13 protein-coding genes are annotated in these 25,429 nt (G+C 39.0%); 5 read left to right on the forward strand and 8 right to left on the reverse strand.

Features of this window, described 5'->3' with window-relative positions:
- Positions 1–210: 210 nt before the first annotated feature.
- Positions 211–1,209 (forward strand): LCP family protein, encoded by a 999-nt coding sequence (locus ACX9YW_RS13685; protein ID WP_460347267.1) that lies wholly within the window; start codon positions 211–213, stop codon positions 1,207–1,209.
- Between the two features lie 975 nt (positions 1,210–2,184).
- Here ACX9YW_RS13685 and gnd read toward each other — a convergent pair.
- The 4 genes from gnd to ACX9YW_RS13705 form a co-directional block, all read right to left on the reverse strand.
- Positions 2,185–3,588: a decarboxylating NADP(+)-dependent phosphogluconate dehydrogenase gene (gnd, locus tag ACX9YW_RS13690; RefSeq protein ID WP_460347269.1), complete on the reverse strand. Its 1,404-nt coding sequence runs from the start codon at positions 3,586–3,588 to the stop codon at positions 2,185–2,187.
- A gap of 78 nt (positions 3,589–3,666) precedes the next feature.
- Positions 3,667–5,013 (reverse strand): GntP family permease, encoded by a 1,347-nt coding sequence (locus ACX9YW_RS13695; RefSeq protein WP_460347271.1) that lies wholly within the window; start codon positions 5,011–5,013, stop codon positions 3,667–3,669.
- Positions 5,014–5,040: 27 nt separating this feature from the next.
- The gene (gntK, locus tag ACX9YW_RS13700; protein WP_460347273.1) at positions 5,041–6,582 is read right to left on the reverse strand and encodes a gluconokinase; all 1,542 of its coding nucleotides are present in this window, start codon (positions 6,580–6,582) and stop codon (positions 5,041–5,043) included.
- Position 6,583: 1 nt separating this feature from the next.
- Complete coding sequence (locus tag ACX9YW_RS13705; RefSeq protein WP_460347275.1) at positions 6,584–7,306, reverse strand: GntR family transcriptional regulator; 723 nt, start codon at positions 7,304–7,306, stop codon at positions 6,584–6,586.
- Between the two features lie 343 nt (positions 7,307–7,649).
- Here ACX9YW_RS13705 and ACX9YW_RS13710 point away from each other — a divergent pair, with 343 nt between their 5' ends.
- On the forward strand, positions 7,650–10,157 hold the full coding sequence (locus ACX9YW_RS13710) for a GGDEF domain-containing protein (RefSeq protein WP_460347277.1): 2,508 nt from the start codon (positions 7,650–7,652) through the stop codon (positions 10,155–10,157).
- Positions 10,158–10,355: 198 nt separating this feature from the next.
- Here the strand turns inward: ACX9YW_RS13710 and ACX9YW_RS13715 are convergent, their stop codons facing one another.
- A complete protein-coding gene (locus ACX9YW_RS13715) occupies positions 10,356–11,192 on the reverse strand; it encodes a DMT family transporter (protein WP_460347279.1) in 837 nt (278 codons plus the stop codon).
- 708 nt (positions 11,193–11,900) lie between these two features.
- Here ACX9YW_RS13715 and ACX9YW_RS13720 point away from each other — a divergent pair.
- A complete protein-coding gene (locus tag ACX9YW_RS13720; protein ID WP_460347281.1) occupies positions 11,901–21,002 on the forward strand; it encodes a carboxypeptidase regulatory-like domain-containing protein in 9,102 nt (3,033 codons plus the stop codon).
- A gap of 170 nt (positions 21,003–21,172) precedes the next feature.
- Here the strand turns inward: ACX9YW_RS13720 and ACX9YW_RS13725 are convergent, their stop codons facing one another.
- The 3 genes from ACX9YW_RS13725 to ACX9YW_RS13735 form a co-directional block, all read right to left on the reverse strand.
- Positions 21,173–22,171, reverse strand: a complete 999-nt coding sequence (locus ACX9YW_RS13725; protein WP_460347283.1) for an EAL domain-containing protein — start codon at positions 22,169–22,171, stop codon at positions 21,173–21,175.
- Positions 22,172–22,198: 27 nt separating this feature from the next.
- A complete protein-coding gene (locus tag ACX9YW_RS13730) occupies positions 22,199–23,104 on the reverse strand; it encodes a diguanylate cyclase (protein WP_460347285.1) in 906 nt (301 codons plus the stop codon).
- Between the two features lie 181 nt (positions 23,105–23,285).
- On the reverse strand, positions 23,286–23,483 hold the full coding sequence (locus ACX9YW_RS13735) for a DUF378 domain-containing protein (RefSeq protein WP_460347287.1): 198 nt from the start codon (positions 23,481–23,483) through the stop codon (positions 23,286–23,288).
- 238 nt (positions 23,484–23,721) lie between these two features.
- Here ACX9YW_RS13735 and ACX9YW_RS13740 point away from each other — a divergent pair, with 238 nt between their 5' ends.
- Complete coding sequence (locus ACX9YW_RS13740; RefSeq protein ID WP_460347289.1) at positions 23,722–24,597, forward strand: MerR family transcriptional regulator; 876 nt, start codon at positions 23,722–23,724, stop codon at positions 24,595–24,597.
- 162 nt (positions 24,598–24,759) lie between these two features.
- On the forward strand, positions 24,760–25,149 hold the full coding sequence (mscL, locus tag ACX9YW_RS13745) for a large conductance mechanosensitive channel protein MscL (protein ID WP_460347291.1): 390 nt from the start codon (positions 24,760–24,762) through the stop codon (positions 25,147–25,149).
- The last annotated feature ends 280 nt before the right edge of the window (positions 25,150–25,429 follow it).

Raw genomic sequence — 25,429 nt, forward strand, 5'->3', positions numbered from 1 at the left:
AGGGAACCGCGAAACCTCAACCTATCCAACTTTTTATGTAAATTACGGAACCCATGTCCGCGGACTTTAGTGCCGAAACAGATATGCCCAATAACACATATCTGTCCTCGAAGTGAAACCTATTAGACTATCATCTCGTCATATATCTAACAGAAGTGAACAAAGATTTCTTTTTGATCATATTTTCAGTAATGATATAAGGTGGTTTTTATGAAAAATAAGAGATTGAAATTGTATATTCTTGCTTTTATGAAAAATAAGAGATTGAAATTCTATATTCTTGCAGCGGTACTTGCCATCGTATGTATCTCATCCTATCTCGTCATTAAGCACCTTGTTTATGGGGAGCTTTTTGCCAATAGACCGGAGATTCAGGCGGGTAGTGAATTAGACAAAATTAAGCAAGCTCATGAAGAGAATATTTATAAACCAGACAAAGATGCCAATCAAAGACCATACAGTGTCCTCTTAATAGGATTAGATTCAAAAAGGATGGATTCAGGCCTAACCGACACTCTAATGGTCGCTCTAGTAGACCCGAAAAATAGTAAGACATCACTGTTATCGATTCCACGTGACACTCGCGTTCAAATCGCAGGGCGTGGTTTGGATAAAATCACTCACGCACATAACTATGGTCTAAACAGTACAATCATGACAGTGGAAGACTTATTGGATATGAAAATAGATTACTATACACTCATCAATTTTGATGGTTTCCAATCTTTAGTTGATACAATTGGTGGAGTCACCATTGATGTAGAAAAAAATCTCACATTCCGTGATCGAATAACGAACACTCAATTCTCACTGAGTAAAGGTACCCAGCATTTAACTGGAATACAAGCCTTGAATTACGCACGGTACCGAGGCGGTGGCGAAGGGGATTTTGGACGGAACAGACGACAACAACAAGTAATCAAAGCGCTTATAGATGAAACACTAGATATTAGAAACATCAAGAAAATCAATTCAATTTTAAAAGATATCGGTAAAAATGTAGAGACGGATATGGATTTTGCCGTCCTTACTAAAACATTGGCGAAAATGAAAAATCTATCAAGCAAGGATATCTATTCTATTCCGCTGAAAGCTTACCCAACAACCATTGATCGAGTTTCATATGTCACAGTCGACCAAGAATCATTAGCAAAAGTAAAAATCTATCTAAAAGATGTATTGGATGGGAAAAATCCTGAAAACATATAAAAGATTAAGAGTGGGGACAGTTCAAGATTAATGAAAAAGTCATCTGATTTATTTTGCGCTGTCTTCTCTGAGACAAATAGCTTTGAGATAGAGGTCAAAATGTCGTAGAGAGAGAGTTTCTTAACGCCAAAAATCCATCTAATAGCGGTCAAATGAGGTTACCAAAAGACCAAATTGTCTATGAAAAGGCATCTCATAGACAAAATGAGGTTACCGAAAGACCAAATTGTCCATGAAAAGACGTCTCATAGACAAAATGAGGTTGCCGTAAGACCAAATTGTCTTTGAAAAGGCATCTCATAGACAAAATGAGGTTACTGAAAGACCAAATTGTCCATGAAGAAGCGTCTCATAGACAAAATGAGGTTACTGAAAGACCAAATTGTCCATGAAAAGTCATCTCATAGACAAAATGAGTTTACTGAAAGACCAAATTGTCCATGAAAAGGCATCTCATAGACAAAATGAGGTTACTGAAGCACCAAATTGTCCATGAAAAGGCATCTCATAGACAAAATGAGGTTGCCGAAAGACCAAATTGTCCATGAAAAGGCATCTCATAGACAAAATGAGGTTACCCAAAGACCAAATTGTCTATGAAAAGACATCTCATAGACAAAATGAGGTTACCCAAAGACCAAAATGTCCATGAAAAGGCATCTCATAGACAAAATGAGGTTACTTAAAGACCGAATTGTCCATGAAAAGGCATCTCATAGACAAAATGAGGTTACTGAAAGACCAAATTGTCTATGAAAAGGCATCTCATAGACAAAATGAGGTTACCGAAAGACCAAAATGTCCAAGAAAAGAAATCACAAAATGTCGTAAAGAGAGCTTCTCTACGATAAAACTCATAAATCTTTCAAAAATACCTTTTTCACTGGTCTCGGACGGTTCTCACGCTTCACAACCCACATGACGCATGAGGGCGGTGTGAGGGGATGAGGTTAGTCATCCCCTCCTACTGGACTTTTATACCCAATTTGTATGAAAAATACCTTCCATATCCGTTCTCTGATAAGTGTGAGCACCAAAATAATCACGCTGTGCCTGAAGTAAATTTGCATTCGAGCGTCCGGTGCGATATCCATCATAATAGGAAAGGGAAGTACCTAAACATGGGAAAGAAATACCTGACAATATCCCTTCACTAATGACTTTACGTAATCCTACCTGATACTCTCGTGTTTTTTCTGCGAAATAAGGCGCAATGAGTAAGTTTGGTAGATTCGGATTCGCTTGAAAGGCTTCACTAATGACATTTAAAAAGTCTGCTCGAATAATGCAACCGCCACGGAAAATAAGAGCAATATCCTTTAACGGTAAATCCCACCCATAAAGATCAGAGGACATCTTAAATTGGGTAAAGCCTTGAGCATACGCACAGACTTTCCCCACGTATAAGGCTTGTCTTGTATATTCAATCCATGTCTCTTTATCTAATTCTTGCCTTTCCATGTCCGGACCTGCTAACACCGTTTCAGCGAGAACTCGTTCTCCCTTTAAAGAAGATAGGTATCTGGCAAACAAAGCTTCTGTAATAATCGATGATGGAATGCCATTATCAATGGCTTGCAAGCTTGTCCATTTACCAGTCCCTTTTTGACCTGTTTGATCCAGGATAACATCGATAAGAGGAAGGCCAGTCAATTCATCTTTTTTTCGCAAAATATCTGCCGTAATCTCGAGTAGGTAGCTCTTTAGTTCACCTTGGTTCCACGTTTCAAAAATATCGGCAATCTCCAAAACAGACAATTGCAATCTCTCTCTCAAAAAGCTATAAGCCTCTGCGATTAATTGCATGTCTGCATATTCAATTCCGTTGTGGACCATTTTAACAAAATGGCCTGCACCTTTTGGCCCGATGTATACACAGCAAGGGTCATTATCTACTTGAGCGGCAATCTTTGTGAGGATGGGTGCAGCTTTTTCGTAAACTTCCTTGTCTCCTCCAGGCATGATGGATGGTCCTTTCCGGGCTCCTTCTTCTCCTCCAGAAATGCCAATTCCTAAATAGCCAATGGCCTTATCCTTCAACTCTTGATATCGGCGTTCGGTATCTTCGTAGTGGGAGTTACCACCGTCCATGATGACATCACCAGCTTCAAGATGAGGAACTAAGGATTGAATAACAGAGTCAATCGCTTTTCCTGCTGTTACCATGACGAAGATTTTCCGGGGAATTTGCAAAGAATGAACAAACTCTTGTATCTCGTAGTAAGGAGTTAGTGTAACCCCATCCTTATTCTGCATTAGTTGGTCGGTCAAATCCCTTGTGTAATTATAAACCGCAACATTTTCGCCTTTACTAGCCATATTTAAGGCAATGTTACTTCCCATTACGCCTAATCCAATAACCCCAATTGAGTGCTTCATTTATTGATTGCTCCTTTACCTTAAAATAGGCAGCAAAGCCATACTTAAAAAGTAAGTAGACTTTGCTGCCCAAAATCCTTATACGAATAAGCTTAACAATAATACAAATCCTAAGCCGGCTACAGAAATAATCGTCTCAAGTAAAGTCCAAGTAGCGAATGTTTCCTTCATGCTTAATCCGAAATATTCTTTGAACATCCAGAATCCAGCATCGTTTACGTGTGATGCGATTAAGCTTCCAGCACCTGTTGCAAGAACAACAAGCGCAAGGTTGACATCCGTTGCACCTAAGAGCGGAATGACAAGTCCAGCAGTCGTCAGGGCAGCAACCGTAGCAGACCCTAGTGAGATACGTAAAATGGCTGCGATAATCCAAGCAAGTAAAATAGGGGATAGAGTCGTTCCTTTAAATAATTCAGCAACATAGTCACCTACACCACCATTGATTAATACTTGTTTGAAAGCACCGCCACCACCGATAATTAAAAGCATCATTCCGATGTGTGAGATAGCAGTAGAACATGAATCCATTACATTTTTGATTGGAATTTTCCGGGCAATTCCCATTGTATAAATAGCCACTAATAAAGAGATGACCATCGCAGTACCTGCTTCACCAATAAAGCGGATTCCTGCTAAGAATGTATTATCTTCAAAGCCTAACGTTTTTTGCAACAATGTAATAATCGTAGCAATGGACATTAAGATGACAGGGAGTAACGCTGTAAATACGCTAATTCCAAAACCAGGTGTTTCTTCCAATTTGAAAGTTTTTTGTTCCCCTAATGATGCAATGTTCCCCATTTTATTAAATGAATCCGGTACAATTTTCTTAGCAATTTTTGTAAAAATAGGTCCAGCTAAGATGACAGTTGGAATGGCAATAATGAAACCATAAAGCAATACTTCCCCGATATTGGCACCATACTCACCAGCAATAACCGTAGGTCCTGGATGAGGAGGTAAGAAACCGTGTGTTACTGATAACGCAGCCGTCATCGGAATACCAAGATATAAAATCGAAACGCGAAGTTGCTTAGAAATCGCAAATACGATTGGAATTAATAGAACTAAACCTACTTCAAAGAATAACGCGACACCAATGATGAATGAAGCAGCGACAACAGCCCATTGAATGTTCTTTTCTCCGAATTTGTTGACAAGTGTCATGGCAATTCGCTGCGCGCCACCGGAGTCAGCGATTAACTTACCTAACATGGCGCCAAGTCCAAAAATGAGCGCTAAGTGGCCGAGAGTTCCGCCTAATCCCGCTTCAATCGTCTTTACAATTTCACCTAATGGCATTCCAAGTGCCAAGGCAACACCAAACGATACAATAATAAGTGAAATAAATGTGTTTAATTTTAATCCCATTATGAGAATTAATAATGCGATAATACCTGCTGCTACAATAACTAATGGCATTGTAGATCTCCCCCTTAAATAATCTTTTTATATTTGTTTCATTAAACCCCTTTGATAATGTGCAATGCGTGTATAGTTTTCTTCTAGTGTTCTAGATAAGTTGATGAAGATTGGCATTAATTGTCTATACTCACTTGCTGCTTCTTCATTTGGTGTATGTTTATTGGTGCTGCCAATCATTTCGGAAGCAATTTCAAACGAATCAATTTTTCCGGTGGCATACAATCCTAAAATACACGCTCCTAGACATGAACTTTCATAACTTTCTGGTACTACTACTTCCGATTCGAATATATCGGACATCATTTGGCGCCATACTTCCGATCTTGCAAAACCTCCAGTCGCTTGAATGCGCGTGACTGGACTATCCATGAACTCGGTTAACGCAAGGAACACGGAATATAAATTGAAAATGACCCCTTCTAATGCTGCGCGTATCATATGTTCTTTCTTATGGGACATCGTTAGGCCGAAGAAGGATCCACGAACATCTGGATTCCACAACGGTGCACGTTCTCCGGCAAGATAAGGATGGAATAACAATCCATCAGACCCTGGTCTGACACGCTCGGCAATTTTCGTTAACACTTCGTATGGATCAATTCCGAGTCTTTTCGCTGTTTCAATCTCTGAAGAGGCAAACTCATCTCTAATCCAACGAAGCACCATACCTCCATTGTTAACTGGCCCTCCAATAACCCAATGATTTTCCGTTAACGCATAGCAAAATATGCGGCCCTTTTCATCGGTTTGCGGCTGATCAATAATGGTCCGAATCGCCCCACTTGTCCCGATTGTCACGGCAATCTCGCCTTTTCTGATGGCATTAACACCTAAATTGGAAAGAACCCCATCACTTGCCCCAATGACAAACGGTGTCTCGGGATGAATGCCCATTTGTTTTGCATATTCCAAGTCGCAATTTCGAAAAATAGTGGTTGTAGACACGAGTTGGGATAATTGGTCTCTTGTAATACCGGCAATAGCGAGTGCTTCATCATCCCATTCTAATGCTTGGAGGTTCATCATCCCCATTGCGGATGCTAAGGAATGGTCTACAGCATACTGATTAAAAAGCTTTTTAAAGACATATTCCTTGATTCCAATATATTTTTTGGTTTTGGAGGCGGTTTCAGGTTTTTCATGAACAAGCCATGTAATCTTGCTTAAAGGTGACATAGGGTGAATAGGCGTTCCTGTTCGTTTATATATGTCGTGCCCATTCCATTCTTTTTTAATTTTTTGAGCCCATGCTTCACTCCGGTTGTCTGCCCATGTGATACAAGGAGTCAGAGGCTGATCATTTTCGTCCATTGCGATTACACTGTGCATGGCACTACTAAATGAAATAAAGCTAAGTTCTTTTTGCGAATGGTTTTTCATGATAGTTGATGTAGCTTTGATGACCGCCTGAAAAATTTCCTCAGGGTCTTGCTCTGCGGTTGCAATGTCAGGCGTGTGTAGTGGGTACCCGATATTTTCTGTTTGGATGACCTCTCCTTTTTCCGTAAAGAGGACAGCCTTCGTACTAGTTGTACCAATATCAATACCTAACATATAATTGGTCACTTTATTTTCCCTTCTCTCTTGCTAGTAGTTGCTGAGACATCCATAAGTCATCCACATGGCCTTGGACATCATCAAAATTTTGGTGTAGGGATTTAATCATCAATTCGCGATTCTTTGTTTGAATCGCTTCGATATAAAGCTCATGGTTTTCAAGGATTCTCGTAAAGTCCTCGTATTTATCTTTAATGCGTGTGCGCATCGATAGAAGAATGAAGCTTTCCATAACAGGCTTTAAATTATTCCAGATCATCAGCATATAGGAATGATTAATAGCAGTAATGATAGTTTCATGAAAAAGAACATCTTGATAGGAAAACTCGTCAGCATCTCCAAAACGGATTGCAATCTTCATCATTTCCAGGATCTTGCTAAGCTCTTTGACTAATTCCGAAGTATCAATTCTCACTAGCCTTTCAAAGACAAATGTTTCAATCAGCAATCGGACATCATAAATTTCTTCAATTTCCTTCTCCGATAGCCCAACCACTACAGCACCCATTCTTTCTAATCGAATAATATTTTCAGATGCTAATGTCTTAAGTGCTTCACGGACCGGTGAGCGACTCACTGAAAAGTCGGCAGCGAGTTTATTTTCAGAAAGTATGGTACCGCTTTCAATCATGCCAGAAATAATGCGCATTCTAAGTTCATAAGCCACGCGGTCTCCAGCAGATGCTTTCGATAGCCATTTTGTTGGATATAAAAAACCACTTGATTCGGTCATAAATTCACCTTCCTGTAAACCAAGTATACTTGTATACAAGTATTATATATGGAATTATGATTATTGCAAGCGCTTTATTATTTTATTCGTATTGTATTTTTTTCCACTTAATCTGCGTGCCGCCTAGGATGGTAGAACTGCCCATCGATATCGTTATTGGAGAAATAGGTACCAGGTACCTATTTTTCGTTTTGTCCTATTGGTCATTTGTTTGCCATGCTGTTTTAAATAATTTGGGACATTTTCGCCAAAAAAGGAAAAATATCTGTCTTCGTGGAATATATATCCATATCAAAAGTCCTAGTTCACTTAGAATGAAATTATCTATAAGGAGATTGGTGATATGCCTGACATGAATAGAAAAGGGGACGTCCCAAATGCTAAAGAGGTAGAACAAAATGAAGAAGTAGAGCAGAGAAGGATAACTTTAGCTAGTCTTCTTTTAGAATCAAAGAGATATTATCGGGATGGCCAATTTTCTAATGCCAAACAAAACTTGGAAAAAGCATTTGTGCTTTATAACAAGTATGTGGACCAAGATCCTCCTAAAAGTGTGCAGCTCATGTTTGGCAATATATTAGAAAAAGGAGGAAATCTTAAACAGGCGTTAACCTTGTTTAATGAACAGTATCTAAAGCATGACTCTATGTACGCCTTCATTCGATTGGGGTATATCAGTATCAATCTTCGTGATTTGTCACTTCTGAAATTATATGAAAACACCTACTTAGAACGTCTGCATTCTTCAACAATATCGCTAAATGATCGGTTACATCTCCAAGTTATTTTAGCTTATTATTTCACCTTTTCCGGGAAAGACACATCTTTAGTTCATGAATTGGTCCAATACCATAAAGGGAACAATACCGTACTCCGGGAGAAGCTAAAAGTAGAAGACTATATACGCTGGGTGTACAATTTGCATATTCTTCAATTTTTGAATAATACACCATGGGAAGAAAGTGCTCCCTACATCTATGAAGCAGAAGCTTTGGCAGAACTGCATCAGCAAAGCGAAATATTAATGCTTATTTATAACCTAATGGGTATAGGATTACTAGAAGAGAACGTCATGAAATCTACAGAGTACATGATAAAATCAAAGGATTTGGCGATAAAGTTAGGGAAGAAACAACATGAGATGAATGCCATTACAAACCTATTTGTCTTTTATCAGTATTTAGGGGATACCAGCCATGCCATGGAACTGGGAGAAGAGGCAATAGCAATTGGAAAAGCCATCAATTCCAATTTTAATGAAATTAGTTTAGTGAAGCTTTATTATCTCATTGAGGATTATCAAGAAGCGTTAAAACGAATCAACGAATTGAAACCTAAGACGAGGAGTAAAAACCTGGCAATCACAAGAGTAGATGCCCTGATTTTTCAATATAGAATCATCTTAAAGCAAGGTAAAGTGAAAAAAGCGACGAGACTTTGGCCGTTTTTTGAAAAGATGTGCCAGAAACATAAGGATGGAGACGTGCTATTACTACTCAAATGCCAATATAGTGCTTTACTCGGGCAATATGATCAAACGATTCATATTGCTACAGAATGTCTTGAGCACAAGCATCTAAGTGTAGAGGATAGAATTGAATTCTTCATCATGCTATTAGAATCAATTCTTAAATCTGGTAGGGTGGAAATCTTTAAAAGGTATATGCAATCATTTGAATCCTTAGTCTACGATAAGGGATATTTTGGTTACCTTGGCTATGTCTATTATTATAAGGGATTATTTGAGCTGAAAAACAAATCTTATATTCAAGCTAGAGTTTATTTTATTCAGGCAAAAAGTTATTTTATCAAGGTGAAAAATCTTCTGAAACAAAAGGAATTGCAGGATCATATAGAAACGATTAATCAATTATTATTGGAAATGCCATCAAATATGCAGGTAGAAATGATGAATCTGCTAACAAACAATGAAATCATGTTTAGTGGCATTAGGTTCGTCCATTCTGCCAATCACCTTGAGGATGTTTGTAAAAATATAACGAAGGTTCTCCATGAAAATTTGCTGTTCGATGCTGTTTTTTTCCAATTTATAATAGATAAAAAGAATACTAGGACTTTATATGTGAATGATAAGCTTTATAGTGAAGAGATTAACAATGACAAAGTGAATGCAGCCATGGAGAAAGCGAGAATGGAAAAAAGAGTGAGTCAATTTGAAACGAACAGCTCGTATTTTCATGGATTTCCCATTCTGTCCGCTGAAAATGAAGTCTTATCCATTATTTTAATCGAGAATCAAAGTGTTCTTACGGAACAAAGCCTCTATTATATAGAACAATTTTTGCAATTGATTGCCCCAAAGATTGAAAATGTCATCTATAATGAGTTGGTCCATGTGGATGATTTAACAAATCTATATAATCGCAACTTTTTTATGAAAAGGTTAAAAATGGAGTTTCAAAAGACGGCTATATTCCAAAAAGACCTCTCTTTTATCATGCTCGATATTGATAATTTTAGCTACGTAAATAATCAGTTTGGCCATGCTGAAGGGGATCGGATCTTAGAAAAGGTGGCCAAGGCCATAAAGAGGTCTGTGCGAAGTGGTGATATCGTCGGCCGTTACGGTGGAGAGGAATTGATTGTGATCCTCCCAAATACCTATTCAGAGATTGCCAAGGGTATAGCTCATCGCATTCTAAATGAAATTCGTAAAATTTACGTTAACGATACTTACCAAATAACAGCAAGTTTAGGTGTTTCTAGTGTGGATAAAGATGCCCCTATAACCGCCGAGGAGCTTATCGATCTAGCGGACTTTGCGGAAAGATTCGCCAAGGAAAACGGTAAAAATCGTGTGTATTGTTATTGGGAGATTGAGATAAAATAAGGGTATTTAGAAAAAAATCAGGTGCTCGAACACCTGATCATTACAACACATATGCCGCAGGATTAAGCGGCTGACCGATTAAAATAGAGAGAAATAGTCACCAATGCTTGCTTGGCATGGTGGCTATTTTTTTTGCTACCAAGGTAACTTCTCTTAGCTCGCTAGTCCCCAAAAACCAGAGGTATGATCCACCTTCTGTTACATTTTGGTTAGGACAATCCCAACTAATGCAGAAATAACCCCAATGATCTGGTACATTTTAAGCCTTTCTTTATAAAGCCAACAGCTACTGAGGACGACAACTAAACAGCTTAAACTAACGATTGGGAATACAATGCTTGCTACTCCCGTATTAAGAGCAAAAAAGTAGCTGCTATAACCTACGACACTAATACATCCAATAATGGCACCAAATTTCAACTCTGCCCGTTTCCATTTTTCCTTCATAAAATAGCTATTAATGATTAAATAAGCTGCACCGCCACCGTACATACAAACAAGCGTATTGATTGAATCAATATGTAAATGCGAAGACGTTTTCATTAGTATACCGAGTACACCAAACGATACAACTGATAATAAAACCCGGTACATCCACGGTTTATAATCCATTTTAACACCCTTACTTGGTACATATTGGATGATGGCTGCTGAAGCAAGCATCACAATAATGCCAATCCACTGAATTAGTGAAATATGTTCTTGAAAAATAAGGGCTGCACTTAAAATGGGAATAACTGAATTTGTGCTAATAAGCGGTGACGTTAAACTCGCAGGTCCTTTTTCAAACGCCTTAGACATTTGAATATTACCATTTGCATTCAATATTCCGATGACCGCGCCAAGTACGATTGTTAAACGATTAAATGGTGCAAACCCTGCGACGGTTCCATAGCCAAACATTAGTAAAAACGCTATCAGATAAAAGAAAAACTGCATATGTACCTTTGATAGTCCTTTTCCTGACGTGACCTTAAAAATCATATTATTGATTCCAAAGCAAAACATGGTCAGGACAGCTGCTACAATCCACATTAAAAATCCTTCTCTCCCTTTGATAGAATTATTTTAATATAGATTTCCAACAATTCAAATGATTTTTATAAAAGATTAAAATCCATTTTAATGGCTATTGGTTTTAGCTGTCATCTTACCTACTGTGGGAAATTTTGATTTTTTGGGAGGGGGAGGTATATCTTCCTTTTATCCTATCCTAGTAATGACGAAAAAATATACTGAAACAAATGGTAATTGGAAAAAGGAGCCTGTCCTCAGCTGGACCTGTCTCCTTGGCCGCAATTGCGGACATACATTCCGCTATTTGGCAAAATCACCACACTTTTGGAGTTTGGCGGACATAGAATCCGTTATTGCCCTAATTTGAAGGCCAAATGACCTCGTTTTGAAAGAATAGCGGTACCTATGTCCGCAAAACTTCAAAAATACTAACCTTTCAAGCAAATAACGGAACCTATGTCCGCAAATCCACGGTGATAAATCGCCGATGCCCTTTGCCACCACAACACATCCCTTCCCCCAAAATCCTCAAAGTGGTACATTGGGGCAATGAATTTGTCCGCATCGACCGAAGCATAGTCTTTCGTCCTATCATTCCAATTCATTCTAAATACTTACAAAATTTACTAGTTCTAAAGTTGTATTTTCATAGAAGTAGGAGGAATTTTCCAAATTTTCAGGGAATAAGATGAGTGTTGTACAACCTTATTAGGAGGGAAATGGAGCTTGAGAAAACAAAGGAAGCGTGAGTTTCAAAGATTGTTGTCATTGTTTTTGAGTATTATGGTCGTTTTTTCCTTGTTTACTCCATCTGTAGGTATCGCAAAAAGTGAGCCTACCTCAGTCAGTCAGAAGAATGAAAACCAATTAGAAAAAGAAAGAGAAAGGGAGTATGTAACGGAAACCACGGGCAGTTCCAATCAGGACACTACAGAAATAACATCCCTTTTATCAGGATTGGACTGGCAGCCTTCCATTCATGATGGAAGCACTCCTCAAAAGAAAGAATCCATTGGAAAAGTGGAAGCCACTGTTCATGAAGTTCTAAAAAAAGAGAAAATGGTCAATGTTATTGTGAAGCTGAAAGATCAGCCAAATTACACTTCCATCCAAAAAGAGGCAAAGAAAAAGCAAAAGAAATCGGAGCAAGCAGCCTACGTCATCTCACAACTTGAAGCAAAAGCAGAAGCTTCACAAAAAGGGTTGAAGCAAGAGCTTGCTTCATTAGAGAAAAAAGGCAAGGCGAAAGTAAATAATAGTTTTTGGATCAATAATAGTATCGCTGTAACAGTCGATAAAGAGGCACTTGCCGACTTATCGAAAAGAGAGGACATTGAAAGAATTTCACTTGATCAGGTGATCCACGTCCCAGAAGTAACCATGGAATCAAAGCCGCGATTGCCGGAATGGGGCTTGGAAAAAATAAATGCCACAAGAGTATGGGGCAATTACGGTATAAAAGGGGAAGGGATTGTCGTCGGTATTATGGATACTGGGGTGGACGGCAAACATGAAGCACTAAAGAACAACTACCGTGGGAGAAATGGCAATGAACAATATTCCTGGATCGATTTATCTGGCAACAATTATAAAACGCCAACGGATGGACACGGTCACGGTACACATGTTGCTGGATCTGCAGTTGGAGGAGGGGCTGGCGAGCCAGTTGGAGTAGCTCCAGGTGCAGAATGGATTGCTGCTAAAATTTTTAATGATGGTGGAAGTTCAACGACTTCTGCGATTCATGCCGCATTCCAGTGGTTTATGGCACCAGGTGGAGACCCATCCAAAGCACCTCATATTGTCAATAATTCATGGGGGAATGCCAACACGTATAATATGGAATTTGCCAATGATGTGAAGGCATGGGTGGCCGCGGGTATTGTCCCGATGTTTGCTGCAGGAAATGAAGGTCCTGGATCTCAAACGGTCGGCTCACCCGGAAGCTTCCTTGATTCGTTTACAATTGGTGCTACTGACCGATATGATCAGATTGCATCCTTTTCAAGTCGGGGACCAGTCTATTGGGAAAATGACAATGGCGAATTAGTTAGACATATAAAGCCAGATGTTACAGCACCAGGGCATCAAATCTACTCTGCGTGGCCCACAGCTCTAGGGAAAGGGAAGTACAATACCATTAGTGGAACGTCAATGGCAACACCACATGCATCAGGTGCAGTCGCCTTGCTACTGTCTGCAAACCCCAAATTGAGCATTGACGAAATCGTTGCTTTGATAAAAAGAACAGCGAGAACAGAACCACATATGGGAAGTCTTCCGAATGACCAATACGGAACAGGAGTCATCGATATTTATCGAGCCGTAACGGAAAGCGTTTACGCAGGAGAATTAACAGGTCGAGTAACTAATCAAACTGGAAATCCACTAAAGGCCGAAATTGAAATTGTAGGGGAAAAAATCAATTTTAAAACGAATTCGGATGGAACTTTTGAATATAAAATCCGCGAAGGAATCTATCAAGCAAAAGTGAAGGCATTCGGCTTTAAAGATATTGAAGCAGAAGTAAAAATAGTGAAAGGTGCCAAAACAGAAGTCTCCTGGAAAATGGAGCAGGCCACCGTCTATAACATCAATGGTGTGGTAATCGATCAAAAATCGGGAGAGAAGATTCCATATGCCTATCTCCGATTAAAAGGTACCCCGCTTGGAAGTATTCGGACCGATTCTAAAGGTGAATTCCAAATTGAAAAGGTCCCTGCTGGAAACTATCAACTACAGATTACAGGTGAAGGAATAAAGGGACATATTGAAGCTATTTCTCTACAAAACAATCAAACGATTAAAATAGAAGTTCAGCAGTCAGAGGCTAATGGAAACATCGATTGGAAAACAGCCAATCATCATCCATCCAGAAACGCGGTTTCACCAAATAGCATTGATTTAGAAAATATCCAAAAAGGTTGGAACTATGAAACTGGTTCTAAAGGGGAAATTGTTTTTTCCACACCAGCTGTTGCCGAGCAAAGAATGATTGTGGTAACCGACCGTGGCTGGATTATTTCCATCGATACGAGAACAGGCGATGAAAATTGGGCTGTTCGCCTTGGTTCTACCAATCGTTCCTCGCCAACCATTGAGGGTGGGATGGTTTATGTATCAGGAGGTCAGGACGGAACGATTTACGCATTAGAACTAAAAACGGGGAAAACCGTTTGGAGTCGAAATCTCGGACAACCAACCGTTTACGAATCACCTTTATACAAGGATGGTACGCTCTTCGTCGGTTCAGGGCTGACGAACAATGCATCACTTTTTGCTTTAAATGCTCAAACGGGAGAGGTTATTTGGAAAAAAGAACTAGGTTCAGACTCTTATTTTGGGCCGACATTAGGTGACGAATATATCTATATCGGAACCTATCAAAATCGAACCATTCGAGCAATCAACCCGGAAAATGGGGCAGAAGTATGGAAACAAACGGTTACTGGAGAAGGTTTTGCAACGAAGGCGGTCTATCATAACGGAACGGTCTATACAAATAGTTACAATTTTGATACGGAAACGGGCACGCTGAGAGCATTTGACGCTGTTACGGGACAAATGAAATGGAGCACCTCCGGCATAGGAGAGTCTCAGGCGGCATCCCCGATTGTCTATGAGGATCTTGTTGTCATGAGCTCCGCGAAACAGCCGATTCTCCGGGCATTTGATCGCGAGACAGGAAAACTAGTATGGGAGAACCAACGTGTTGGCGCAAGTTACAACAATGGCTCCATCTCTGCAAATGGATTGCTCTTTGTATCAGGAACTAGTGGTTACTTGCATATTCTTGATATCTATACAGGAGAGGTGTTAAAGGACTTTATTCTTCCTGATTTCAGCTACTCAGGAATTCCAATCACTGCTGGTGCTGTCTTTGTTCCACATCGCAAAGGGGTTCAATCCTTTAAAGCCGAAGGGATTTTACAAGGAACGGTAAAGGATAGCTCAGGTAATCCAACATCAGGTACACTCACGGTGGTCGAGACAGGGGAATCGATAGCGGTAGATGAAAAGGGTCAATTTAAAATTAGCCATATTCCAGGGAACTACACGATTTTAGTTAGCTCTTATGGGAAAAAGCAAATCATCGAATCGATTCGTTTCGTGTCCGGATTGACGACTTACCGTGATTTCCATTTAGCCAATGCATCCCAAGGATCATTCGAAGTAACGGTTAAGGATAAGAGGACGAATACCGTCTTAAAAGATGTGAATGTGAAAATAGAAAATACTCCGATTTCCGGGACAACGAATGTAGATGGTGTTTTCGCTGTTGATTCTATTTTTGAAGGAACCTATAACCTTTCTATGCAACTAAATGGTTATGAACTGAAGCGGGAGATCGTGCAAATCAAACCAGGTGAATTATTCCGATTAGAAGTAGAACTGCAGCCATTCGACATCGCTGTTCTGAATGATTTGGATGGTGAAGTGACGAGCTTTTTACGTCAAAATGGCTATGCTGCGGAAGAGAGAGACTGGGGGATCATTGAAGATATTTCTCGTTACAAAATGATTTACTTAAATGGTGCTTATCGAAGTGGTGGTTGGCAGCCAGATGAAAAAACCTTTAATGGGTTAATAAAAGCCGCCAAAGATCATGGTGTCCATCTTATTTTTGTTGATACATGGGGAGCTAACTACGGAACGATTGAACAATTGAAAAAGTTTCATAACGATCCAAGCGAATTTGCCCATTATACGGGTAGAGGAACCGTACAGATGAAAGTTGATGTGGAACATCCGTTTTTTAAAGGCTATAAAAAAGGGGAGACTTTAACCCTTTACAACCGAGTAGGTGATTTTGCTTGGTTTAATCAATATTCTGGAAAGTCCTTAGCCACCATTGGTAGCACTGAAATTGGTGAACAAGGAACGGGAGTCGCTTATAAGCCGGTCTCTGAAAAGAGTGCCCATATTTTATTAGCATCTCATGGGGCATCACCTTGGATTTCGCCATTACAAGGCTGGCTACCTGATATGCAAAATATTTTATTTAATACGATTGATTATTTGGAAAATGCAAAGTATGGGAAATTAGCCGGTCGTATTCTAAATCCGGCTGGACAACCAATCCCTTCAGATGTTGAAATTATTGAAACAAATATGGGAGTGAAGACATCCGGTCAAAGCTATGAACTCTTCCATGATGAAGGAGATTACACCCTTGAAATTCGTTCTCTTGGGTACCAAACAATGAGAATTCCAGTAACGGTTCGAGCAGGGTATCCAGTTATCAATACGGTCGTCCTTTCACCAACAGAAGGTGGAATGGTAACGGGAACCGTATCAGAAGCCATCAAAAATAGTAAGCTTAATGGAGCTACAGTCAAGCTGCTATCAGAAGGACAGGTCGTTGCTGAAGTAAATGCTGGAAGTAATGGCTACTTTGAATTTACAAATGTCCAGGATGGTAACTATGTTTTACGAACAGAGACGTCCGGATATTTATTCGATGAGCAAGAAGTAAAGGTTCGTGGTGAAGCACTTGAAATACCGGTCGTGTTGGATCCGATTCCAAAGGTAGCGGTTCTATACGATTCTACATCTGCTAACAAAAACTTTACTTCCGTTATGGCAGAAAGAGGAATTCCGGTAACCAAGTTGACGGTGACGGATGTTGTTGCTAGAATAGCAGAATTTGATGTGGTTTTCTTTAATGAAATGAGTACAACAAACGTTAAGAAGGACAAATTTTTAGAGATTCAAGCTGCTGCAGATATTGCGGGAACAAGCATGATTTTCGGCGATTCCTATTATAGTGACGCCCCTATTAATCAGCTGTCCGCTTATCGTGGGGATCCAAAAGTTCGAACCTCAGTAGCAAAAGATTCATTACGTCAGGCAGGATATATCTTAGAAAAAGAACACCCAATATTCAAGGGAGCTAGCCAAGGAGATTTCATCGGTATCTTGAATGCAAGCGGTAGTGCAATTGGTTATTTTAAAGACTATAGTGGCTACCCATTAGCGATGATAGGACATGAAGGGAAAGCTCCATATGGAAGCGGTGTTGCTTTTAAACCAAGAACGGCAAACAGCCTGGAGCTCTTAATGAGTGGACATTCATTTGGTTTAGCCCATTATGCAGACAGCTACACGAAGGCCGGAAAACAAATGATGATTAATGCTGTGATTTGGGCATCTCAAACGAAGTTTCCAACGATTTCGGGTAAGGTGACCGATCATGAAGGAAATCCGCTCCAAGCAGACATTAAAGTAAATGGTCAACCTTACGAAACAAAATCAGATAAGGTAACAGGTCAATTTGAAGTAGCCATGTTAGCAGGCGATTACGAAATTCAAATTTCAGCATTCGGTTACAGAACAGTTACTCTTCCAGCAAAAGCTAGCTTTAATGGGGACCAACTTGAAATTTCAATGGTTCCAGACGTAGAGGTTGGCTCGATTTCCGGCACAATCGAAGATGAAAAAGACGGAAACGCACTAGAAGGGGTATCCGTAAATGTAAAGAGAGTGAATCGTTCAACGGTTACAAACACTCAAGGCGCGTTTAAAATTGATCTTTTACTGCCGGGTAAATATCAATTAACCTTTGAAAAAGAAGGCTATGTGTTCAAGGAAGTGGATGTTGTAGTAAAGGCGAATGAAGTTTCAAATCTAGCTTTTACCTTGAAGCCGTCTCCAATGGTTGGGATTATCGTCGATAATAACTATAATTCGTACTCCTTGGCACTTTATTTACAACAACGCGGCTATAGAACAATGAATCTATTTTACACCGATCTCGATAAGATTGATGAAGTCGATGTGATTATTGCCAATTCCGATTATGATAATAGTAAGATTCCGTCTAAGGAAGTATTTACGGCTTTCCAAAAAGCCCTAGATAAAGCGGAAAAATCAATCCTATGGACCGGTCATGTGAACGGACGCGGCGGAATTCGTTTCATGGTCGATTATGAAAAAAATCCCGCAAAAGAAGGGAAAATCACAAAAGCAGGGGTCAAAGGCCGAGTCTTATCTACCCATCCTCTTACAGACGGAATTGATGTAGATAAGCTGTTTGAATTTACAACCCCTTCCAATGAATATTATTTCTTTGACGGCTATAATGGTACCAATTTAGTCCAACTTGAGCACCCAGATGTCGGGACAATTGGAAACATGGTTGCCTATAATGGCCGAACGACCAAATCAGTAGAAGTATTGCTAGCTAACATGACCTTTGGTTACAACTTCAACAATGGACCAACCGGGAATTTAGACCCAGTCCGTGAACGACTGTTAAGTAATGCATTAACCTTTGCTCTCGATCATAAGGAGCCATTGGTTGGAGAGGTGCATGGTCAAGTCATCAATCATCTTGGATTACCAGTGCTAGCAACGGTAACTGTTCAGGAAACAGGAAAAATTGTTGGGACTGATGCGAAAGGTGATTTTTACCTTGGTCTAAATGAAGGAACGTATAAGCTTGATGTTAAAGCCTTTGGACACTTGGATCAACAGTTTGACATCCAGGTGAAAAAAGGGGAAAGCAGTAGAGGCGTTTTTGAAATCGAAGCGGAGAAGTCGGGAATCATTAAAGGAAGGGTTATCGATGGAAGAACAGATGAGCCGATTAGCGGTGCGGCTGTTACCATCCTGGGCACTCCATTGTATACCGTGACAGACCAAGATGGCCGTTATGAGATGTCTGTACCTGTTGGACAATATCATTTAAGAGTTAGCGTTCTAGGCTATGCGGCAAAAATGGAACCGATTGATATTGTAGAAGGTCAGGAAATTAACCTATCCTTTAATATGCCAGTATCAGAGAAAATAGCGTTTCTTGGAACATCGGCAAACTATAATCGAGTCTCTCCATTTTTACAAGGGGAAGGCTATGAAGTCGATTTTGTGGATAACACGAAATATGCTACTTTAGAAGAAAACATGAAGGATTACAAGGTGATCATTTTCAACAATAAAGCGTCTAGTATGACGAATGATGCTTTCCGTGCATTTGTTGAAAAGGCCAATGCCAACCATGTCAGTATTATCTTTGCTTCCCAATATGGTGGCGGTACGATTAGCGAATTGGTTAAAGTTTACGGCGATCCGCAATCGTTAACGTATAACTTTGTTTCTGAAAAGATAAACGTGAAGGTTCTCCATGATCATCCGTTATTCACTGGAATTAGCGGCAATGAGTTTACCCTTTTAGATAAAGGAAAAAATACGCTGAACCAGCAGTATGCGGTCTACACGGGATATAGCGGTACGACTATTGGATCGATCACACACGCGGATAAAGGCGTTCTAGGAGATGGCATTGGCTACAAATTCACTTCAGCCAATAGTGTCCATATCCTGTTATCCAGCATGGAAGTTGGTTCCTATGCAGTTCCGAGCGAAAACTGGACACCAGAAGCAAAAAGGTTCTATACGAACGCAATTGATTGGGCTATTTCAGCAAGTATTGGAGAAATTCGCGGAGTCGTTAAGGACGAAAATGGTAAACCAATCGTCAATGCCGATGTGTCTGTTGCAGCCCTCAACCAAACGGTCAAGACAAATGGCAAAGGGGAATATCGTATTGGCGCTGGAACTGGACGCTACGAAGTCTTCGTTGCAGCGAGAGGTTATCACAGTCAAGTTCAGTCAGCAGAAATCACTGAGCAAGGACAAGAGATTGAATTGAATTTTACCCTTGCCGAAATTGATGGAAAAACGCTGACTGGAACCATCCAACATAAACAATTAAACAAGACCATAACCGGTGCGAATATCAAGCTAAAAGAAAAAGCTAAAGTAGTAGACGAAACCGTATCGGATGAAACGGGAAGATTCCAATTCACCCAACTGCTGCCTGGAGACTATGAACTAGAGGTGACGGCCGAAGGCTTCCTTCCTACTGTTCAACAGGTAACCGTTGGTGAAGATTCTGCAACGGTTACGATTGGATTAGATGCTATTCGTGCAGCGGTCATTGGCGACTGGAATCAAAAGCTTGTTACCTTCCTTAATCATCATGACTTGTATGCGGAAGCAACCGATTGGAAAGTACTCGATCGATTAAAGGCTTATGAAGTGATTATTGTCAATACGAATAAGGGTACAAAAGAGCAGATGGAACAGCTAATTAAGCTGACCGATGAAAACCAGATTAGTGTCGTTTTCCTTGGTACATGGGGTAACGATGGATCCATCGGACTACTGGAAAAAACGCTCGGCTATCCAAAGCTTCATCATCAAGGATACAATGAAGGACCAGTCGAAATCGCTAAGCTAAACAATCATCCGATTTTTGAATCACTACCAGAAAGAATAACGATTCACTCGGAGAACAGTCCGTATGCAACCTTTTCAGACTATCCCGGTCAATCGATTGCTCAAATTGCAGTTGACGGAGCAAATAAGGGAGCAGCGATTGCTTATGATTTCAGAACGAACGAATCGATGCATATGCTTCTTTCATCCTTTGCCGTCAATAATATGATTGGACCAGGCTATGGATGGACAAAAGACGGAGAAACACTCTTTATTCAATCCATCCGATTTGCGATTGACGCAAAGCGGGAAAATCCAGAAGAACCGGCTCTACCAAATGTACCGGTTTGGGATCGAGTTATGATTCAAACGACCGACATACCAGTTAGGCTCTTTGGTTATGCCGAACCAAATACAACGGTGTACATTTATGATCGAACTGGTTCAGAACCAACGTTATTAGGCAAAGTAAAAACAAGAGAGACTGGCATGTTTACTATTAAACTTAGTCTAAAAAATGGCAACTACATCATCGTAGCAAAAGCCGAAAACGAAAATGGCCAATCAGACTATAGTAAAGAACTCAATGTAGTTGTTTCTAGGAAATGAAACAAGGGGACGGTTCTCTCGTTTCGTTCGGTTAGCGAAATAAGTAACCTATTTTGAATCGATAAGTAGTTAGTTAGAAAAAACCCTTTTCCTACCAAGGAAAAGGGTTTTTTGTGTGAATCTTTATGTAAAAAACGGCACCAATGTCCGCGGGATATTGGTACCGTTTTTTATGAACTAACAAGTTCATGGGGATAAGGGCTTGGCTTTCCAAATAAATATCCTTGGAAGAGTTGGTATCCCTCTTTTTTTAACCATTGGAAGTCTTCTCTTAATTCCACACCCTCTGCTAATGGTATTGAACCAATCTTCAAAGCTTGTTGTAAAAATCGTTGGGCTATTAGCTGTTTATTTAAATCGGCAGCAACCCCTTGAACATACTGAATATCCAATTTCATATATTTAGGAGTAATACCTTCTAATACTTCAATGGTATTATATCCTTCCCCAACGTCATCTAAGGCATATTGAAATCCCTTTTCTTTATAGTAAGTTAATATTTTTTTCAAATGTTCCAAATCCTCTACTTGCTCTGTTTCCACCACTTCAAACACAATTTGCGAAGGGTCAACTCCTAATAGATTAGCTGTCTCAATCGTAGATTTTAAACAGAATTCTGGTGAATAAATGGAGGTAGGAATAAAGTTAATAAAGACTTTTTTATTTTTTATTAAAACAGCATGTTTCACTGCTGTCATTCTACACAATCGATCCAATGCATACAATCGGTCACGATTTTTGGCGGCTGAGAACATATCATTTGGAAAGACGATAGTCCCATCTTCCTTTTTAAACCTGGAAAGAATTTCATACGCAAAAATCTCTTCATTTGCATTTACAATTGGTTGAAAATGACAATATACTAATTTCTTTTTTATTATCTGATCCACCCACTGCATTTCGATAATTTTTTCAATTTCCGTTAAAGGTTTCCATTCTTTATTTTTAGTACGAAACGAAATTTCTGATGGATTCATATGATCCATACAGAAATCAACTAGCTCTTTGACGTAAGGCTCCTTAATGATAAATAGGTTTTCAATTACTTTTACCTCTATTTTTCTCCTATTCAAATGCTCAATAATGTCTGGCATCATGGAGTGATTGAAATGTCCTTTGAACTGAATTTCATATTCTAGGTTCTCTACTAAACAGCTTTTACAATTCATAAACGTTCTTCCCCCTAAAAAGTGATCTTAGTTATAAAAGTTCACTTGGTTTCTTCCATTTTTTTTAGACTGATATAGTGCCTGATCGGCGAATATAAATATTTTCTCTTGATCAACTTGGATGGAATCACCACTATAACTTGGGGATGAAACACCTATACTAACCGTAACATACCTACAGGCATTTGATTTGGAATGAGGAATTTTTAATCCTTGAACTTTCTTACAGAGCCTTTCTGCTAAAGATATTGCTTCGTCCTTATTTGTATTTGGCAAAATGACACAAAACTCTTCTCCCCCTATTCTACAAACAATATCCTTCGTCCTTACACCTCTTACCAATGTATTTGCCACTTTAATTAGGCATTCATCTCCTTTTTTATGTCCATAGGTATCGTTATATTGTTTAAAATAGTCAATATCGATCACTAATAAAGAAAAGGTCATATTCTTTTCACTATATTGCTTAAACACCTTTTTATATTGGCGGTTAAAATATCGGCGATTAAAAACTTTCGTTAATGAGTCAGTATAAACGGTCTTCTCTAATGATTTCTTTTCGTCCTCTAACTCTATCAGTTGCTGCTTATTTTTTGTAACATCTACGTGTGAAACTACGACTCCTTCTTCCTGGTTTAGTTTAATGGGAGTGACTCTTAATAAAAACCAACGAAGTTGATTGCTAGAATGACAGGTATATTCAAAACTAAAATGATCCAATGTACCCGTTAGCACATGTAAAATACCAACTCTAACCTCTTTAGGGCAAACGTTAAGATAATTATTACCAATACCGGTCTTTTGTAAATCCCCGTTATTTTCAATTGAAAAATTTACCCACGATTTGTTAATCGCTATAATATTTCCATCTTTATCTAATACAGCTATCTGATCAAGTAGTGCGTCTAAAACCGCCTGGGAGAAATATTCCATGAAATCCATTCCTTTCCGAAGCAAGGCAAGAAGTTTGGGAACCTTTCCCAAGTTTTACTGCTCACAGTAATTCTGTTACGACTTAGTCTCAGTCGTAACAATCGTATAATGAATAGAGTAATAACAAGTAATCATAGTAAATAAAGTAGCTGCATACATAGCAGCTACTTTATTTTTCATCTTATTTTGAAATAACAGTTAAGAGTTTCAAACTATAAATAGCCGCAAGGCCAACAAGGATATAGACGACTCTTGCCATCATACTGTCCATCCCACCGAAAATTCCTCCGACAAGATCCCATTTAAACAGGCCTACTAATAACCAATTTAATCCTCCAACAATAATCAATACTAAAGCAATCAGATTTAACGTTTTCATCTAAAATACCCTCCCTTAACTTTTGTATAACTTCTTAGTTTAAATTATACAAAACCTATACAAAGTTAGCAAGTTTTTTTTGGAATTTTTTTAATTATTTGGGCTGTTTCATTAAATATGGTGTTTTTTTACTTTATTCTGCCTTATCAGGCTATCTTTACACATTTCTAATATCATGTCCCCCTTGAATACCACGAATGTTTTGTATAAAATATGTATAGATATAGTGAGGTGATGGATGATGTACAGTATTAAAAAGGTGTCTGAATTACTGGACATTCCAACTGTAACCATAAGAGCCTGGGAAAATAGGTACCATGTTGTCGATCCCGTCCGAACGGAAGGCGGACACCGCTTATACAGCAAAAAGGATATAGAAATCTTAAAATGGTTAAAAGAGCAAACAACAAAGAATCATATGAAGATTAGTGAGGCTGTACAACTTTTAAAACAGTCAACAAACCTGGCTATTGAATCCACACCGGTTAGAAATTCTTATGAGGAAATAAAAGCCACATTGTATGAGGCGCTCATTGAAATAAATACGCAAGAAGCAAACGACATCATTGAACTAGCTTTTTCATTGTTCGAATACGAAGATGTCTTTCGCCACATTTTGTCAGAAATACTTTATCAAATTGGTGATGACTGGGAAAATGGCAACATTACGGTTGCTCAAGAACACTTTGCCTCCCAATTCATCATTAACAGGTTTGCTCAGTTTTTAAGAATACTACCTGTAAATAAATCTCTGCCCAAAATATTAGCGTTTTGTCCCGAGGGAGAAGATCATCATATTGGACTGATGCTGTTTAGCCTATTCCTACGGAAAAAAGGGCATGAAGTGATTTATTTAGGACCGAATACCCCATTTGATGGTTTATTGGATTTAATGACAAACAAGAAACTTTCTATCATTGCCATTTCCATTACCAATCCCGCTCATTTGGTGAGGTTAGAGAAGTGGATCCAATCCTGTGTTAAAACAAATACCCATTTAAAGTTTGTCATCGGTGGGAAAGGTGTTCTTAGAAGTCAGCGGACGAATACACCATCCATTTCTTATTTCACTGATTCAGATTGGGAATTAATGTATGAATCAAAATTTCGATAATAAAACGAACCAAGGTACCAGGTATCTCACATAAAACATAATTGAGAAGAGATTGGCCTCTAAAGAAAAACTGCATCTGTGGCAAAACAAGCATGGTAAGAATACGAAGCCTCATCGGTAGGATAAAATACTTAAAAGAGGTTCTAAAAGGAGAGGTCAGTAGTGTGGAATGAGTTTAAAAAGTTTGCCTTTAAAGGGAATGTGCTGGATTTAGCCGTTGGGGTTGTGATTGGTGGCGCATTCGGGAAAATTGTTAGCTCGATTGTAGATGACTTAATCATGCCACTAGTTGGGGTATTAATTGGAGGTATTAACTTTAAAGAACTAGTTTTAAAAGTTGGAAATGCTACAATCAGTTACGGATCTTTTATTCAAAACGTAGTCAACTTTTTTATTATCGCCTTTTCCATTTTTGTTGTGATTAGAATGTTGAATAAATTGAACCGAAAAGAGGAAATAAAAGAAGAGGTTAAACCATCAGAACCAACGAAAGAAGAAGTATTACTTACCGAAATTCGTGATTTATTGCGTGAAAACCAACGTGGGTTATAAAAGTGTTATGGGTGAAAGGCGTGCAATAGGTAGGAGTGAATGCGCGTTAGAGTTTTTTCATAATCTGGTTATCGGAGATTAAAACAAGGGGACTCTGTTTTTTGGGGAGTTCCCTATATTTATGTAAAAAAGCATTCATTTTTTAAAATCTAAAGATTCTCTGATTATAAAAACGGCAATTTTCAATGGTGAGAGCGGTATTAGATTCCTAGTTAAAGCATGAACTTTTGAAAGGGTTTCCCAAGAAAAATGTCGAATAATAATAGTAAAACAATCCCAG

Source organism: Pseudoneobacillus rhizolycopersici (genome assembly GCF_054786815.1).

Bases quoted from the DNA above. Each gene is read 5' to 3' on its own strand.
- ACX9YW_RS13685 (WP_460347267.1), top strand. From the start codon at position 211: ATGAAAAATAAGAGATTGAAATTGTATATTCTTGCTTTTATGAAAAAT.
- gnd (WP_460347269.1), bottom strand. From the start codon at position 3,588: ATGAAGCACTCAATTGGGGTTATTGGATTAGGCGTAATGGGAAGTAAC.
- ACX9YW_RS13695 (WP_460347271.1), bottom strand. From the start codon at position 5,013: ATGCCATTAGTTATTGTAGCAGCAGGTATTATCGCATTATTAATTCTC.
- ACX9YW_RS13705 (WP_460347275.1), bottom strand. From the start codon at position 7,306: ATGACCGAATCAAGTGGTTTTTTATATCCAACAAAATGGCTATCGAAA.
- ACX9YW_RS13710 (WP_460347277.1), top strand. From the start codon at position 7,650: ATGCCTGACATGAATAGAAAAGGGGACGTCCCAAATGCTAAAGAGGTA.
- ACX9YW_RS13715 (WP_460347279.1), bottom strand. From the start codon at position 11,192: ATGTGGATTGTAGCAGCTGTCCTGACCATGTTTTGCTTTGGAATCAAT.
- ACX9YW_RS13725 (WP_460347283.1), bottom strand. From the start codon at position 22,171: ATGAATTGTAAAAGCTGTTTAGTAGAGAACCTAGAATATGAAATTCAG.
- ACX9YW_RS13730 (WP_460347285.1), bottom strand. From the start codon at position 23,104: ATGGAATATTTCTCCCAGGCGGTTTTAGACGCACTACTTGATCAGATA.
- ACX9YW_RS13735 (WP_460347287.1), bottom strand. From the start codon at position 23,483: ATGAAAACGTTAAATCTGATTGCTTTAGTATTGATTATTGTTGGAGGA.
- ACX9YW_RS13740 (WP_460347289.1), top strand. From the start codon at position 23,722: ATGATGTACAGTATTAAAAAGGTGTCTGAATTACTGGACATTCCAACT.